Here is a 15,754-nt window from a genome sequence, read left to right as displayed (position 1 = left end):
ACAAGGTTATCATGCGCACACTAAATCGCTTGTTGCTGGCTGGCTTCTTTGCCATGACTCCCCTGGCCGTGATGGCAGCTGATGATGCACCGACTCCAGAACCGCAAGTCACCATCCACACCGAAGGTGACAAAACCATTCAGGAATACCGTCAGAACGGCTTCCTGTATGCGATCAAAGTCACACCGAAGGGCGGCAAACCGTACTTTCTGGTGCGCGCGGACGGAACAGAAGCAAACTTCATCCGATCGGATCAGCCGGATATGCTGATTCCGTCGTGGGAAATTTTTACGTGGAAGTAGTTTCTTAACTTTAATCGGCGCTGGCTCAATCGCGGCGCCCGAACTGAGCAGTTTTTAACCATGTCTGTGTTTACCCCCCTGGCTCGGCCCGAGCTGGAAACCTTTCTCGCCCCCTATGGGCTCGGCCGCCTGCTTGATTTTCAGGGGATTGCCGCAGGTAGCGAAAACACCAATTTCTTCATCAGTCTGGAGCAGGGCGAGTTTGTCCTGACCCTGGTAGAGCGCGGTCCGGTCCAGGAAATGCCGTTCTTCATCGAACTGCTGGACGTGCTGCATGACGCTGATCTGCCGGTGCCTTACGCCCTGCGTACTACCGACGGCATCGCATTGCGCGAACTCGCCGGTAAACCGGCATTGCTGCAACCGCGATTGGCTGGCAAACACATCAAAGAGGCCAACGCGCAGCACTGCGCGCAGGTCGCAGACCTGCTCGCTCATCTGCACCTGGCCACCCAAGGCAAAGTACTGGAGCGCAAGACCGATCGTGGCCTGGACTGGATGCTGGCCGAAGGTGCGCAGTTGATGCCGAACCTGAACCCCGAGCAAAGCAGCCTGCTGCAAGGTGCTCTGGACGAGATCGCTCAGCAAAAGGCGAAAATCCTGGCGCTGCCACGGGCCAACATCCACGCCGATTTGTTCCGCGATAACGCGATGTTCGAAGGCACGCACCTGACCGGGCTGATCGACTTCTACAACGCCTGTTCAGGACCGATGCTCTACGACGTGGCAATCGCCTTGAATGACTGGTGTTCGGATAAAGCCGGGGTGATCGACGGACCACGTGCGCGGGCCTTGCTGGGTGCTTATGCGACGTTGCGTCCGTTCACCGCGGCTGAAGCCGAGCTGTGGCCAACGATGTTGCGGGTGGCCTGCGTGCGCTTCTGGTTGTCACGACTGATCGCCGCCGAGTCGTTTGCCGGACAGGACGTGTTGATTCACGATCCGATGGAGTTTCAGCAGCGCTTGGCGCAACGTCAGAAGGTCAGTACGCCGTTGCCGTTCGCCATTTGAACGCATCGCGGGCAAGAGCCAGGCACCTGGCTCCTGCCTGCGAAAAGGGTTACCACAACATCCCTGCTTACAACTGCTCCAGACACCCTGCCAAGTCATTTCCCAGCTTTTCCAGCACCTGCTCATAACCCTGGGCAGTGGCCGGTGTATAACCGCCCAATGCATCCAGTTCCGCCAGTTTCACCGGTAAACCGGCTACCAGGGTTTCCGCCAGCCGTGGACGCAGCGGAGGCTCACTGAATACGCAGGTCTTGCCAACTTCCTGCAAGCGCTTGCGCATCGCTGCCACGTGCTGTGCACCCGGTTGCACTTCGGCCGCGACGCTGAACACTCCGGTATGCTTGAGACCGTAGGTATCTTCGAAGTAATCGAACGCTTCGTGGAAGACAAAGTAAGGCTTGCCTTCAATGCCGGCCAATCGGGCTTTCAGACGTGTGTCCAAGGCATCGAGGCGCTCATTGAAAGCCTTGAGGTTGCTCTGATAGCGAGTGGTATTGTCCGGGTCGGCCGCACTCAGATCCGCAGCCATTTTCGCCGCAATCACCCGGGCATTGACCGGCGACAGCCAGAGGTGCGCGTCAAGACTACCGGGCCGATGATCGTGATCATGCTCATTGGCCTCTTCCGCATGGGAGTGGCTATCCTCGGCAAAGCGGCGCAACTTCAGGCCCGGCAAGTCCTGAACGGCGATAGACGGCAGGCTGCGGCCCTTGAGTACGCGCGGAAGGAAGCCTTCCATGTCCGGGCCGATCCAGTAGAGCAAATCCACCGACTGTACCCGCCGTACGTCGGAAGGGCGCAGGGCAAAGTTATGCGGAGAGGCGCCCGGCGGCAGCAATACCTCGGGCACACCGACGCCGTCCTGCACTGCCGCGGCGATCAGCTGCAAGGGTTTGATGCTGGTAAGTACTTTCACTTCGGCGTGAGCAGGGCTGATCACGAACAAACTGGCAGCAAAAGCGACATAAATGGCAAAAAGTCGGGACACGATGACCACTCGGAGAGGCGAGAACGGGTAACATAATAACGTCTCTCACAATTATCGTCGCCGCTCATGCCTAAAACACCGCTGGCCAGCCGTCCCCATGACCATTCTCACTGCGTGCACAGCGCGCTGTCGGAAGCCGATGCCCTGTGTGCCCGTCAAGGTTTGCGCCTGACCGCACTGCGTCGGCGCGTCCTGGAACTGGTCTGGCAGAGCCACAAACCCCTTGGCGCCTACGACATCCTCGCCGTGCTCAGCGAACAGGATGGTCGCCGCGCCGCGCCGCCGACCGTTTACCGGGCGCTGGACTTCTTGCTGGAAAACGGTCTGGTGCATCGCATTTCGTCCCTCAACGCCTTCGTTGGCTGCAATCACCCGGAACACGCTCACCAGGGCCAGTTCCTGATTTGCCGTGAATGCCACGCTGCCATCGAACTCGAACAAAAAACCATCAGCGACGCGATCATCACCAGCGCTCGCGATGTCGGTTTTATGGTCGAAGCGCAAACCGTTGAAGTGGTCGGCCTCTGCTCCGGTTGCCAGGGGGCTTGATGAGCACTGCATTGATCCGCCTCGAGCAGGTAGCGGTGACTTTTGCCGGGCAAACCGTGCTGGACAACATCCAGCTCAGCGTCGAGCCAGGGCAGATCGTCACCCTGATCGGCCCCAACGGCGCCGGCAAGACTACTCTGGTGCGTGCCGTACTGGGTCTGCTCAAGCCGGACAGCGGCAGTGTCTGGCGCAAGCCGAAACTGCGAATCGGTTATATGCCGCAGAAGCTGCACGTCGACCCAACTTTACCGCTGTCCGTGCTGCGCTTTTTGCGTCTGGTGCCAGGCGTGGATCGCTCGCGAGCCTTGGCCGCGCTCAAAGAAGTCGGTGCCGAACAAGTAATCGACAGCCCGGTGCAGAGCGTCTCAGGCGGAGAGATGCAGCGCGTGCTGCTGGCCCGTGCATTGTTGCGCGAACCGCAACTGCTGGTGCTCGATGAGCCAGTGCAAGGCGTCGATGTCGCCGGCCAGGCCGAGCTGTACAGTCTGATCACACGCCTGCGCGACCGCCACGGTTGCGGGGTGCTGATGGTTTCCCATGATTTGCATTTGGTCATGAGCACCACCGACCAGGTGGTCTGCCTGAATCGCCATGTCTGCTGCTCCGGGCATCCCGAGCATGTCAGTGGCGATCCAGCGTTCGTCGAGCTATTTGGCAAGAACGCGCAAAGCCTGGCGATCTATCACCACCATCACGATCACGCCCATGACCTGCATGGTGCTGTGGTCAGCGAGGCCCCCACGGCCCACGCCCATGTTCACGGAGATAGCTGCAAGCATGGCTGATTTTCTGTTTTACGCTCTGCTGGCAGGCTTGGCCCTGGCGTTGGTAGCGGGTCCGTTGGGCTCGTTCGTGGTCTGGCGGCGCATGGCCTATTTCGGCGATACCCTTTCCCATGCGGCCTTGCTCGGCGTTGCCCTCGGCTTTCTGCTGGATGTCAGCCCGACGGTGGCAGTCACCGTGGGCTGCCTGTCGCTGGCGGTGTTGCTGGTGACCTTGCAGCAGCGTCAGCCTCTGGCTTCCGACACATTGTTAGGGATTCTCGCACCGAGCACCCTGTCTCTGGGCCTGGTGGTACTAAGCTTCATGCATGAAGTGCGGATCGACCTGATGGCCTATCTGTTCGGCGACCTGCTGGCGATCAGCCCGACTGACCTGGCCTGGATTCTCGGCGGCAGCGCGGCGGTGTTGGTGTTGCTGGTGACGTTGTGGCGACCACTGCTGGCGATCACTGTGCATGAGGAACTGGCCACGGTCGAAGGCCTGCCGGTGGCGGCGTTGCGTCTGACCTTGATGCTGTTGATTGCCGTGGTGATCGCGGTCGCGATGAAAATCGTCGGTGTATTGCTGATTACTTCGTTGCTGATTATTCCCGCTGCCGCGGCTCAACGTCATGCTCGATCACCGGAGCAGATGGCCCTTGGCGCGAGCCTGCTGGGAATGCTTGCGGTGTGTGGCGGCCTGGCCTTGTCCTGGCTCAAGGATACCCCGGCCGGCCCGTCGATTGTGGTCACAGCTGCAGCGCTGTTTCTGCTGAGTTTTGTCCTGCCCCGCAGAGGGGTGTAGACTTGCTCGTTTTTTGCGCATTTAGAGAGTCGCAGGAATGAAGCCGTTCGCATCCCGTTATCTGCTCGTTGTCGCATTTTCCCTGCTGCTGGGTGCCTGCCAAAGCACGCCGCCCGCGGCCACAGCGACCCCGGATGCCCGGGCCGTGGCCATCGCGCAGCTGGAGCAAAACCTCGCCAGCAGCGAGTTGGCCACCGCCGAGGATCAGTTGAGCGCGTTACAGGCCGAGTCGCCCAACGACCCTCAGCTTGAGCAGTATCAACGCCAGTTGGCCGAAGCCTATTTGCAACGCAGCCAGATCGTCTTGCAAAAAGGTGATGTCAACGCCGCCGCCACCGCACTGAGTCGAGCCCGTGCACTGATGCCTAAAGCGCCGGCACTGACGGGTGGCGTCAACAGCGCTATCACCCACGCCCGCAAGGCCGAGCTTGATAAAGCCGAAGCTGCGTTGAAAGCCGCCGAAGCCAAACCTGTCGCCAAGGTGATCGACCCTACGGCCGCAAGCACCACCGTCGCCTTGAACCTCACCAACATCAAGCAACTGCGCAAGCAACTGGATGCGATCGCCACAGACGTAGTGAATTTTCAGTGTGATGTGAGCATTCAAGCGCCGCGCACCGACGACTATCCATGGTTGGCCACGCTGTTGACCAAACGGGTGAAGAAACTCGATTCAGAGTTCGATCTCAAGCTGGAACGGCAGATCATTCGCAACATCCCGGCGCAATTGGTTCTGAGCCCGCGCAAGCCTTGAAAGCATCGCGGGCAAGCCTCGCTCCAACGGAATTTTATGATCTATGGAGCAGGGGGGACGCCCAGTTCTTGCCCGCGATGGCATCCCCTCTATCAATAAAGAACTTCAAACCGCAATCGCCTTGGCCTTGGGCCCTGGCTCCCACATGCGATGCTGAGCAATCGCCGCAAAAAACGCCTTCAACGCCTTTAACCACCCGACTCAAATATCACTTCGCACACTACTAAAGGCAGCTGCGCTATCGGCGCATTTGAGCCGTTGGTTTTTTATGACCTTTGATCGCGTTATTGCCAAATGACTGGTTGAATGCGAAATAAATGCTAAGAACCTCTATATAGACAGGCTAAAATGCGCGCCCGGCTAACCGCTGATCCTTTTCTAACGCGCCCCACAAGGTTCGCTACGTGATCGAGTTTCAAAACGTCCATAAAACCTACCGGGTCGCCGGTAAGGATATTCCCGCTCTGCATCCGACCAGTCTGCGTGTCGAGGATGGTCAGGTATTCGGCCTGATCGGCCATTCAGGTGCGGGGAAAAGTACCCTGCTGCGCCTGATCAACCGCCTGGAAGCCCCAAGCGGCGGCAAGATAATCGTCGATGACGAGGAAGTCACCGCGCTCGATGCCAATGGTCTGCGGCGTTTTCGTCAGCAGGTCGGGATGATTTTCCAGCATTTCAATTTGCTGGCATCCAAGACCGTTGCCGACAACGTTGCGCTGCCACTGACCCTCGCCGGCGAATTGTCGCGCAGCGAAATCGACCTGCGTGTGGCCGAGTTGCTGGCACGGGTTGGCTTGGCCGACCACGCGAGGAAGTACCCGGCGCAACTGTCCGGCGGCCAGAAACAGCGTGTCGGCATCGCCCGTGCGCTGGCAACCAAGCCAAAAATCCTGCTCTGCGACGAAGCCACCAGCGCCCTTGACCCGCAAACCACTGCATCGGTCCTGCAATTACTGGCGCAGATCAACCGCGAGCTGAACCTGACCATCGTGCTGATCACCCATGAGATGGACGTGATTCGTCGCGTCTGCGACCGGGTGGCCGTGATGGATGCCGGCGTGATCGTCGAGCAGGGTCCGGTGGCCGAGGTGTTCCTGCATCCCAAGCACCCGACCACCAAGCGCTTCGTGCAGGAAGACGAGCAGATCGACGAAAACGAACAGCGCGACGACTTCGCCCATGTCCCGGGCCGTATCGTGCGTCTGACCTTTCAGGGTGAGGCGACCTACGCGCCGCTGCTGGGCACCGTCGCCCGCGAGACCGGTGTGGACTACAGCATTCTGGCCGGGCGTATCGACCGCATCAAAGACGTCCCTTACGGGCAACTGACCCTGGCCGTCACTGGCGGTGACATGGAAGCGGCCTTTGCCCACTTCACCGCGGCAGACGTCCATATGGAGGTGCTGCGCTAATGGAAGCCCTGATGAGTTTCTTCGCCAACATCGACTGGTTCGAGATCTGGCTGGCCACCGGCGATACCCTGATGATGCTCGGCGGCTCGCTCCTGTTCACCGTGTTGCTCGGCCTGCCGCTGGGTGTGCTGCTGTTTCTCTGCAGCCCGCGCCAATTGCTTGAGCAAAAGAGCATCTACGCGCTGCTGTCGCTGGTGGTGAACATCCTGCGGTCGTTGCCGTTCATCATCCTGTTGATCGTGATGATCCCGTTCACCGTACTGATCACCGGCACCTCGCTGGGTGTGGCCGGTGCTATTCCGCCGCTGGTAGTGGGTGCGACGCCATTTTTTGCACGATTGGTGGAAACTGCACTGCGTGAAGTGGATCGCGGGATCATCGAGGCGACCCAAGCCATGGGCGCCACCACGCGGCAGATCATCACCAATGCCTTGCTGCCGGAAGCGCGGCCGGGTATTTACGCTGCAATCACCGTGACGGCGATCACGCTGGTGTCCTACACCGCAATGGCCGGTGTGGTCGGCGCAGGCGGTCTTGGTGATTTGGCGATCCGTTTCGGCTATCAGCGTTTCCAGACCGACGTCATGGTGGTCACGGTGATTTTGCTGCTGGTGCTGGTACAAGTTCTGCAAACCGTCGGCGACAAGCTGGTGGTGCACTTTTCCCGAAAATAAATGCAACTGCCGGCCACGGCTGGCAGGCGCCTGAAACAGGCGCCTAACAAGGAGTTTGCTGGATGAAAAAACTACTCGTCGCTTTCGCTGCCGTTGCCGCGTTTTCCGCTCAGGCAGCACAAACCCTGACCGTGGCCGCGACCCCGGTTCCCCACGCGGAAATTCTCGAATTCGTTAAACCGGCACTGGCCAAAGAAGGCGTCGACCTCAAGGTCAAAGTCTTCACCGACTACATCCAGCCGAACGTACAAGTCGCAGAGAAGCGTCTGGACGCCAACTTCTTCCAGCACCAGCCGTACCTGGATGAGTTCAACAAGACCAAGGGCACTCACTTGGTGAGCGTTGCCGGCGTACACCTGGAGCCACTGGGTGCTTACTCCAGCAAATTCAAAGCGCTGGCGGATCTGCCAGGCGGCGCCAACGTGGTAATTCCTAACGACGCCACCAACGGCGGTCGCGCCTTGCTGCTGCTGAACAAGGCCGGGCTGATCAAGCTGAAAGATTCGAACAACATTCTTTCGACGATCAAAGACATCACCGAGAACACCAAAGACCTGAAGTTCCGTGAACTGGAAGCCGCCACCATCCCGCGCGTGCTGACCCAGGTCGACCTGGCCCTGATCAACACCAACTACGCTCTGGAAGCCAAGCTCGATCCGTCCAAGGATGCGCTGATCATCGAAGGCAAAGACTCGCCTTACGTGAACATCCTGGTTGCCCGTCCGGACGACAAGGACAGCGATGCGATGAAGAAACTGGTTGCTGCCCTGCACAGTCCGGAAGTGAAGCAATTCATTCTGGAAAAATACAAAGGCGCCGTGCTGCCAGCGTTCTGATTGGCTGTAGATCGTTCCCACGCTCCCGCGTGGGAATGCAGCCCGTGACGCTGCGCGTCACAAAGCGGACGCAGAGCGTCCAATGAGGAATTCCCACGCAGAGCGTGGGAACGATCAATAAAACGGGGGCGCATTGATTGCGCCCCCGTTTTTTTTGCCTGCCCGTCGGGCCCCTATGACCCCTTCCACTGTAGGAGCACAGCTTGCTGGCGATGGCGTCCGCAAGATTGCCATCGCCGGCAAGCCGTGCTCCTACAGGTTTCTGTCATTACTGACGCTTGAGCATCACCGGTAACTGAGCCACCAGTTTCGTGTTGTTCAGCGGTGCACGAATGAAGCCACGCTGCGTACCGTCCGGCCCGATCACGGCCAGGTTGCCGCTGTGGTCGACGGTGTAGTTGGGTTTGCTGATATCGGCCGGGATGAATGGGATGCTGACCGCATTGGCGAGCTTCTGCACGTCTTCCACCGAAGCGCCGGTCAGGCCTTTGAAGTCCGGGTCGAAGTAGCCCAGATACTGTTTGAGCTGCTTGGGGTTGTCACGGGCCGGGTCGACGCTGACCAGAATGATCTGCAGCTTGCCGACCACCTCCTTGGGCAACTCACTCTTGATCTGCCGCAATTGGGCGAGGGTGGTCGGGCAGATGTCCGGGCAGAAGGTGTAGCCGAAGAACAGCAGGCTCCATTTGTCTTTCAGCTCGTTGACCGTCACTGGCTGACCGTCCTGGTCGATCATCTTTACCTCTGGAAGATTACGGCTTTGCGGCAGCAGAATGATCCCGGCATCGATCAGTGCAGTCGGGTCACCCTGGCCCTTGCCGGTCAGTACTTTGTTGATGGTAAGTCCAAGGACCAAAGCCACCAGGGCGACGAGAATAAAGACAGTTTTCTGAGTTCGAGTCATAGGATCAACAATAAGTAGTGGTCTACGAGCAGCGCGATAAACAGCAGGAACAAGTAATAAATAGAGTACTTGAAGGTGTTGATCGCGGCGTGCGGCCGAGTGCCACGGTACAGCACGAAGGCCCATTGCAGAAACCTCGCGCCGAGGCCCAGGGCACAAATCAGGTAGAGCATGCCGCTCATGTGGATCACAAACGGCAGCAGGCTGACCGCGAGCAGGACGAAGGTGTAGAGCACAATGTGGACTTTGGTGTAGTGCTCGCCATGGGTCACCGGCAGCATCGGGATATCAGCCTTGGCGTATTCCTCTTTGCGGTGAATCGCCAGTGCCCAGAAGTGTGGCGGCGTCCAGGCGAAGATGATCAGCACCAGCAACAGCGGTTCGGCGCTCACATGCCCGGTGGTGGCGACCCAGCCGAGCAACGGTGGTGCCGCGCCAGCCAACCCACCGATGACAATATTCTGCGGTGTCGCGCGTTTGAGAAAACCGGTGTAGATCACCGCATAACCCAGCAGCGAGGCCAGCGTCAGCCAGGCGGTCAACGGGTTGGTGAAGGTCAGCAGCAACGCCTGACCGGCCAGCGCCAACGCAAAAGCGAAGGTCAGCGCCGCGGTCGGTGAAACCCGTCCTTCGGCCAAGGGCCTTTTATGGGTCCGGGCCATGACCGCATCGATCCGCCGGTCCACCACATGATTGACCGCCGCCGCGCCCCCCGCGCACATCGCGATCCCCAGGTTGCCGAATACCAACACCGTCCACGGCACCCCGGCGCGCGTGGCGAGGAACATCCCGACCAGTGAGGTGATGAGCATCAGCACCACCACCTTGGGTTTGGTCAGCTCCAGATAGTCACGCCAGATCGCCTGACTGTGACGCTCGCCAATCAAAATCGCCATGGCTGCTCTCCTTTTATTGTTATGGGGCCGGCTGCGTGTTTACGCGGGCTGAACCGCCAACGCACAGGGACATGCTGCTTGACCCGAACCAGGCTGGTTCGCGCGTGATAATTGACCAGTACCATTGTCAGTAACAGCACCGCTGCGCCAGCGTTATGGGCGACGGCAACCGGCAGCGGCAGATGAAACAGCACATTGCTTACACCCAGAGTGATCTGTGCGGCCAACACCACCAGCACCAGCCCGGCAATTCGGGTCATGCCGACCAACCTCAGCTGCCAGGCAAGCCCCAGCAGCACCAATGTGACCAGCAGCGCACCGATGCGGTGTGTGAGATGAATCGCGGTGCGGGCATCACTGTCCAACTGGCCACCGAGATAATTCGGACCAATGTGTTGCGTCAGGTGAAAACCATTGGCGAAGTCGGCGGCCGGTAACCACTGCCCATGACAGGTGGGAAAGTCGATACAGGCCACGGCTGCATAGTTAGAACTAACCCAGCCGCCGAGGGCAATTTGCCCGATCACCAGTAATAACCCGGCAGTCGCCCAGTACTGCAAACGTCGCGGCACCGTCAGCGCTGGCAACACGCCAGACAAGCGCAGCGTCAGCAGAAACAACAGGCTCAAGGTCGCGAGGCCGCCGAGCAAATGCACCGTGACCACTTGCGGCCAGAGCTTGAGGGTGACCGTCCACATGCCGAACGCCGCTTGGGCAAACACCACGGCCAGCAAAAACAGCGGCAGCTTCAACGGATGCCCGGGATGATGGCGATGGGTCCAGGCACGGGCGGCCAGCAATACAATCAGCAACCCCAGCGTCCCGGCGAAGTACCGATGGACCATCTCGTTCCAGCCCTTATGGGCCACAACCGGCGCCTCGGGAAAATGCAGTTCGGCATGGGCCAGTTGGGCTTCGCTTTGCGGCACGCTGATAAAGCCGTAGCAGCCGGGCCAGTCCGGGCAGCCAAGCCCTGCGTGAGTCAGCCGGGTATAAGCGCCGAGCAACACCACAATCAGTGCCAGCAAGGTGGCAAACAGCGCGAGGCGAAATCCAGGTTTGGCCATGACGATGCCCTCATCCGATATTCGACAGTTTCAGCAGTTGGCGCAGGTCGTTGAGCAGGTCCTTACCCTTTATCCGAGCGTCGTAACGCAGCACCAGGTTGCCGTGGGGATCAATGATCCACAGTTGCGCCGCGCCAATGCTTTGTGCGGCTTTTTCCCCAGGCCCTCGAGTAAATGTAGACAGGTCCAGCAGGTAGCGCTGCAACTGCGGGTATTCACGTTGCAGCCTGGCGTCATAGTCGGCGTCCAACGGTTGGGCAGTGGCCAGCGCATGACTGGCGCGCGAGGCATCACGACCCAAGCCGACCTGAATCTGCCGGGCCAAATACACAAGCTGCTGGCAGTCCACGGAACAGTCCTTCGGTGCGGTGACCAACATCTGCCAACGGGATTCATCCGTGACGACGCCGAGGTCGGCACGGCTCTGCCCGTCGCCGATTAATTCGCCGTGATAACTGCGACTCTCCGGAACCCAGAACTGCAATTTGTACATCCCTGTGGCGAGGATCATCGGACCGATCACCCCGAGAAGAATAAGGATCAGCTGCCAACGTCCGCGTCGGCGACTATGTGACGTCGACTTCTCAGAAATGTTGGGTGGATTCATGGCCGCTCCCATGGTGCGTCTCCCTTGCGTTGTGCCATCCGAGATAGAGATAAAGACCGAACAATGCCACCGCCATGGCGAACCACTGCACGGCATATCCAAGGTGTTTTTCCGGCCCCATGGCCACTACGGGCCAATCGGTCTGGTAGGACGCCGGGCCCGCTTCTTCGCGTAACTCATCGGCAAAACCACTACGCCCCAACTCCGACCAAAGCTTCGATGGGTCGACAGCGGTGACCAGCCGTGGCCAGTTCGCCCCCGCAGGGTCGGCATGCAGCTGAAAGGTCGCGCCGGGCGCCACGTAGACCCAGGCTTCCAGGCTCAGCGGTTGCGCAGGCGTAGTAAACACCGGCGGCGTACGCCGATCCGGCCACGGCAGCCAGCCGCGATTGAGCAACACCCAGAGGCCGCTGGCCTGATCGAGAAACGGCTGCAGCAACTCGACCCCGACCTTGCCATTGCGCATGCGGTTATCCAGCAAAACGCTGTGCCCGGCATCGAACTGCCCGCGCAGACGGACCCGACGGAACGCCGGATCCTCGTAGCGTTGCAATTGATCGAAGAGCATTGGCTCCGCCACCCGGCGCTCGGCGTAGTTGGCAAGCAATACGCGCTTTTGCTCGCCGCGGCCCAGTTGCCAGAAGCCGAGAGCGACCAGCACAGGCAGCAACACAAGTACCACCAACGTCGGTGCAATGCCGGGATGAAAACGCTTCATGGCATCGCCGCAAAGTTAAGAGATCGACTGGCTATACTGATTCGCATCGCGTTCCCCCCGGAGTCCCACCATGCTTAAAGCGGCAATCGTCCTGATGTTGATAGCCACAATAATCAGCCTGTTCAGCGGTCTGTTCTTTCTGGTCAAGGACGAAAGCAGCTCGAACCGGCTGGTCATTGCCCTGACTGTTCGTGTCAGCCTGGCCGCCATCACCGTCGGCTTGATTGCCTGGGGGTTCTTCAGCGGCCAATTGGACTCCAGGGTTCCCTGGTAGCTATTGCCTAACGGCCCTCAGAGCACGTACACGAAGATAAACAAACCAATCCACACCACATCGACGAAGTGCCAGTACCAGCAGGCGGCTTCAAAGCCGAATTGATGTTCAGCATTGAAATGCCCGCGCATCACCCGCATCAGCATCACAAACAGGATGATAGTGCCGATGGTCACGTGAGCGCCGTGGAAACCGGTGAGCATGAAGAAGGTCGCGCCGTAGACACCCGATCCCAGCGTCAGCCCCAGCTCGTGGTAGGCGTGGATGTACTCCTTGGCTTGAAAACTGAGGAAGGCCCAACCCAGCAGCAAAGTCAGCGCCAGCCAGATTTTCAACGCGCCGCGATGTCCTTTCCTCAAGGCATGGTGGGCGATGGTCACGGTGACGCTGGAACTGACCAGCAAGACGGTGTTGAGCAGCGGCAAGCCCCAAGGGCTGATAGTCTCTTTGGGTGGCGGGAAAAGTTTCGGATCGGGGGTATGCAGTAATGGCCAACTGAACTGAAAGCTCGGCCAAAGCATGTGTGCCACGCCTTTGCTGCCTTCACCACCCAGCCACGGGCCGGACAGGTTACGCACGTAAAAAAGAGCGCCGAAGAAGGCAATGAAGAACATCACTTCAGAAAAGATGAACCAGCTCATGCCCCAGCGAAACGTGCGATCCATCTGCGGGCTGTACAACCCCGCGCGACTTTCCTTGATCACCGTGCCGAACCAGCCAAATAGCATGTAGGCCAGTAGCAAACCGCCGACGAAGAAGATCAGCGGGCCGTGGGATTCCGGGCGGGCGGCCTTGAGGTCGTTGAACCAGGTGCCCAGACCGAACATGGTGATCAACATGCCAAACGTGGCAATGATCGGCCATTTGCTCTGGGCGGGAACGTAATAATGCTCATGATTTGCCATTTATTGTTCTCCTTATCGGGCGCGTTCGTTAGTGAGCGTCAACACGCCCTGATTCTTATCCGCCGGTATTGGTAGCCACCGGCGGATGACGAGCCGTGATATCAAACAGCGTGTAAGCCAGCGTCAGGTGCTTCACATCCCTGGGCATGTCACGGTCAACGATAAAACGCACCGGCATTTCGATCCGCTGACCGGGCTGCAGCACTTGCTGGGTAAAGCAGAAGCATTCGGTCTTGTGGAAATACACCGCCACATCGCCTGGAGAAATGCTCGGAATCGCCTGGGCACTCATCGGGTGATCGGTCGGGTTATAGGCGACAAACAGCATTTCGTTCACCGCGCCGGGATGGATCACCATGTCATCGGCCTTGGGATAAAAGCCCCAGACCATGTCCACGGCGTTGGTCGACAGAAACTGCACACGGATCTGCCGCGAAGTGTCGACCACCTGCTCACCCTCGTATTGCCCGGCGGTTTTGCCGTTGATACCGAAAGCCTTGCACATCACGTCGTAGATCGGCACCAGGGCAAATCCGAAAGCAAACATCGCTACCACCACCATCAGCAGTCGAGTGACCAGTCGTTTGAGCGAAATTGAGTCAGCCATGAGCGCAGACCTCACAGGTAAACGCGTTCATTTCACTTCCGGCGGAGTAACAAACGTGTGATACGGCGCCGGTGACGGGATGCTCCACTCCAGACCCTGCGCACCTTCCCAAGGCTTGGCCGGTGCCGGCTCACCGCCGCGAATGGTCTTGATCACGATGAACAGGAAGAAGATCTGGGTCGCACCGAACGTAAAAGCTCCGATCGAGGACACCATGTTGAAGTCGGCGAATTGCAGGTTGTAATCCGGAATCCGCCGCGGCATCCCTGCAAGTCCCACGAAGTGCATCGGGAAGAACGCCATGTTCATGCCGATGAAGGACAGCCAGAAATGCAGCTTGCCCAGGGTTTCGTCGTACATGTGCCCGGTCCATTTCGGCAGCCAGTAATAGGCCGAGGCGAAGATCCCGAAGATAGCCCCCGGCACCAGCACGTAGTGGAAGTGCGCGACCACGAAGTAGGTGTCCTGGTACTGGAAGTCCGCCGGAGCGATGGCCAGCATCAGCCCGGAGAAACCGCCGATGGTGAACAGGATCACAAAAGCCACCGCGAACAGCATTGGCGTCTCGAAGGTCAGCGAACCCTGCCACATGGTGCTGACCCAGTTGAACACCTTGACCCCGGTCGGCACCGCGATCAGCAGCGTGGCGTACATGAAGAACAGCTCGCCCACCAACGGAATGCCCACCACGAACATATGGTGCGCCCAGACGATGAACGACAGGAAAGCGATACTCGCCGTGGCGTAGACCATCGAGGTGTAGCCAAACAGCGGCTTGCGCGAAAAAGCCGGAATGATCGAACTGACGGCACCGAAGGCCGGCAGAATCATGATGTACACCTCGGGGTGACCGAAGAACCAGAATACGTGCTGGAACAGCACCGGATCACCACCACCGGCGGCACTGAAGAAACTGGTGCCAAAGTGGATGTCCATCAACATCATGGTCACGCAACCGGCCAGCACCGGCATCACCGCGATCAACAGGAACGCGGTGATCAGCCAGGTCCAGACGAACAGCGGCATTTTCATCAACGTCATGCCCGGAGCACGCAGGTTGAGGATGGTGGCGATCACGTTGATGGCGCCCATGATCGAGCTGATGCCCATCAGGTGAATGGCGAAGATGAAGAAAGTCACGCTTTCCGGCGCGTAGGTCGTGGACAAAGGTGCGTAGAAGGTCCAGCCGAAGTTCGGCCCGCCACCGGGCATGAACAGGGTCGACACCAACAACAGGAAAGCAGCCGGCAACAGCCAGAAACTGAAGTTGTTCATCCGTGGCAGGGCCATGTCCGGCGCGCCGATCATCAACGGGATCATCCAGTTGGCGAGGCCGACGAACGCTGGCATCACCGCACCGAAGACCATGACCAGACCGTGCATGGTGGTCATCTGGTTGAAGAACTCTGGCTGGACGATTTGCAGCCCCGGCTGGAACAACTCGGCACGGATCACCATGGCGAACGAGCCGCCGAGCAGGAACATGCTGAAGCTGAACCACAGGTACAGCGTCCCGATGTCTTTGTGGTTGGTGGTCAGCACCCAGCGCATCAGGCCCTTGGCGGGACCGTGGGCGTGGGCATCAACGATTGCATGACCGTGGTCATCGCTCACAGCATTCATGTCCTGTCTCCTGCAAACGGGTGGGCTGGACGATCCGGGGCGACAAGCCCCAAGCGGTTCC

At 59.2% G+C, this 15,754-nt stretch carries 19 protein-coding genes; 10 read left to right on the top strand and 9 right to left on the bottom strand.

Annotation, left to right across the window (positions count from 1 at the left end; genetic code table 11):
• The first annotated feature begins 11 nt into the window (after positions 1-11).
• A complete protein-coding gene (locus AC07UI_RS03395) occupies positions 12-302 on the top strand; it encodes a DUF2782 domain-containing protein (RefSeq protein WP_489073875.1) in 291 nt (96 codons plus the stop codon).
• A 60-nt stretch (positions 303-362) separates the two neighbouring features.
• On the top strand, positions 363-1,313 hold the full coding sequence (locus AC07UI_RS03390; RefSeq protein ID WP_494991134.1) for a homoserine kinase: 951 nt from the start codon (positions 363-365) through the stop codon (positions 1,311-1,313).
• A gap of 67 nt (positions 1,314-1,380) precedes the next feature.
• On the opposite strand, the gene AC07UI_RS03385 is transcribed toward AC07UI_RS03390, so the two are convergent.
• Positions 1,381-2,310 carry a zinc ABC transporter substrate-binding protein gene (locus tag AC07UI_RS03385; RefSeq protein WP_494991133.1) on the bottom strand — a complete coding sequence of 310 codons (930 nt, stop codon included), beginning with the start codon at positions 2,308-2,310 and terminating at the stop codon, positions 1,381-1,383.
• Between the two features lie 57 nt (positions 2,311-2,367).
• Here AC07UI_RS03385 and zur point away from each other — a divergent pair, with 57 nt between their 5' ends.
• The 7 genes from zur (at position 2,368) to AC07UI_RS03350 (ending at position 8,092) form a co-directional block, all read left to right on the top strand.
• A complete protein-coding gene (gene zur / locus AC07UI_RS03380; protein WP_494991132.1) occupies positions 2,368-2,850 on the top strand; it encodes a zinc uptake transcriptional repressor Zur in 483 nt (160 codons plus the stop codon).
• Positions 2,850-3,635 (top strand): zinc ABC transporter ATP-binding protein ZnuC, encoded by a 786-nt coding sequence (gene znuC, locus AC07UI_RS03375; RefSeq protein ID WP_494991131.1) that lies wholly within the window; start codon positions 2,850-2,852, stop codon positions 3,633-3,635. The genes zur and znuC overlap by 1 nt, the downstream gene beginning before the upstream one ends.
• Entirely contained in the window at positions 3,628-4,416 is a 789-nt protein-coding gene (znuB, locus tag AC07UI_RS03370) for a zinc ABC transporter permease subunit ZnuB (protein WP_494991130.1), read from the top strand. The genes znuC and znuB overlap by 8 nt, the downstream gene beginning before the upstream one ends.
• Before the next feature lie 37 nt (positions 4,417-4,453).
• Positions 4,454-5,170: a PA5502 family lipoprotein gene (locus tag AC07UI_RS03365; protein ID WP_494991129.1), complete on the top strand. Its 717-nt coding sequence runs from the start codon at positions 4,454-4,456 to the stop codon at positions 5,168-5,170.
• A 404-nt stretch (positions 5,171-5,574) separates the two neighbouring features.
• Complete coding sequence (locus tag AC07UI_RS03360; protein ID WP_494991128.1) at positions 5,575-6,582, top strand: methionine ABC transporter ATP-binding protein; 1,008 nt, start codon at positions 5,575-5,577, stop codon at positions 6,580-6,582.
• A complete protein-coding gene (locus AC07UI_RS03355; RefSeq protein WP_494991127.1) occupies positions 6,582-7,256 on the top strand; it encodes a methionine ABC transporter permease in 675 nt (224 codons plus the stop codon). Before AC07UI_RS03360 ends, AC07UI_RS03355 begins: the two co-directional genes overlap by 1 nt.
• Positions 7,257-7,318: 62 nt before the next feature.
• Positions 7,319-8,092, top strand: a complete 774-nt coding sequence (locus AC07UI_RS03350) for a MetQ/NlpA family ABC transporter substrate-binding protein (RefSeq protein ID WP_494991126.1) — start codon at positions 7,319-7,321, stop codon at positions 8,090-8,092.
• A gap of 268 nt (positions 8,093-8,360) precedes the next feature.
• Here the strand turns inward: AC07UI_RS03350 and AC07UI_RS03345 are convergent, their stop codons facing one another.
• Genes AC07UI_RS03345 through AC07UI_RS03325 form a run of 5 tightly spaced genes read right to left on the bottom strand, consistent with a single transcriptional unit; the run spans position 8,361 to position 12,284 of the window.
• Entirely contained in the window at positions 8,361-8,996 is a 636-nt protein-coding gene (locus AC07UI_RS03345) for an SCO family protein (protein WP_494991125.1), read from the bottom strand.
• A complete protein-coding gene (gene cyoE / locus AC07UI_RS03340; protein ID WP_494991124.1) occupies positions 8,993-9,892 on the bottom strand; it encodes a heme o synthase in 900 nt (299 codons plus the stop codon). Before cyoE ends, AC07UI_RS03345 begins: the two co-directional genes overlap by 4 nt.
• Positions 9,880-10,959: a COX15/CtaA family protein gene (locus tag AC07UI_RS03335; protein ID WP_494991123.1), complete on the bottom strand. Its 1,080-nt coding sequence runs from the start codon at positions 10,957-10,959 to the stop codon at positions 9,880-9,882. Before AC07UI_RS03335 ends, cyoE begins: the two co-directional genes overlap by 13 nt.
• A 10-nt stretch (positions 10,960-10,969) precedes the next feature.
• On the bottom strand, positions 10,970-11,578 hold the full coding sequence (locus AC07UI_RS03330) for a PA_0111/PP_0108 family redox-active disulfide protein (RefSeq protein ID WP_494991122.1): 609 nt from the start codon (positions 11,576-11,578) through the stop codon (positions 10,970-10,972).
• Positions 11,544-12,284, bottom strand: a complete 741-nt coding sequence (locus AC07UI_RS03325) for an SURF1 family protein (RefSeq protein ID WP_494991121.1) — start codon at positions 12,282-12,284, stop codon at positions 11,544-11,546. The genes AC07UI_RS03330 and AC07UI_RS03325 overlap by 35 nt, the downstream gene beginning before the upstream one ends.
• A gap of 70 nt (positions 12,285-12,354) precedes the next feature.
• Between AC07UI_RS03325 and AC07UI_RS03320 the strand changes: the two genes are divergently transcribed.
• Complete coding sequence (locus AC07UI_RS03320) at positions 12,355-12,558, top strand: twin transmembrane helix small protein (protein ID WP_494991120.1); 204 nt, start codon at positions 12,355-12,357, stop codon at positions 12,556-12,558.
• A 17-nt stretch (positions 12,559-12,575) separates the two neighbouring features.
• On the opposite strand, the gene AC07UI_RS03315 is transcribed toward AC07UI_RS03320, so the two are convergent.
• Genes AC07UI_RS03315 through ctaD form a run of 3 tightly spaced genes read right to left on the bottom strand, consistent with a single transcriptional unit; the run spans position 12,576 to position 15,693 of the window.
• On the bottom strand, positions 12,576-13,463 hold the full coding sequence (locus AC07UI_RS03315; protein WP_494991119.1) for a cytochrome c oxidase subunit 3: 888 nt from the start codon (positions 13,461-13,463) through the stop codon (positions 12,576-12,578).
• A 55-nt stretch (positions 13,464-13,518) separates the two neighbouring features.
• A complete protein-coding gene (locus tag AC07UI_RS03310) occupies positions 13,519-14,070 on the bottom strand; it encodes a cytochrome c oxidase assembly protein (protein WP_494991118.1) in 552 nt (183 codons plus the stop codon).
• A 27-nt stretch (positions 14,071-14,097) separates the two neighbouring features.
• Entirely contained in the window at positions 14,098-15,693 is a 1,596-nt protein-coding gene (gene ctaD / locus AC07UI_RS03305; RefSeq protein WP_494991117.1) for a cytochrome c oxidase subunit I, read from the bottom strand.
• Positions 15,694-15,754: the final 61 nt, after the last annotated feature.

The organism is Pseudomonas sp. GW821-FHT04C07 (assembly GCF_059420325.1).
The sequence above is the reverse complement of the archived record's forward strand: the minus strand, read 5'-3'. Positions and strand labels throughout refer to the sequence as shown.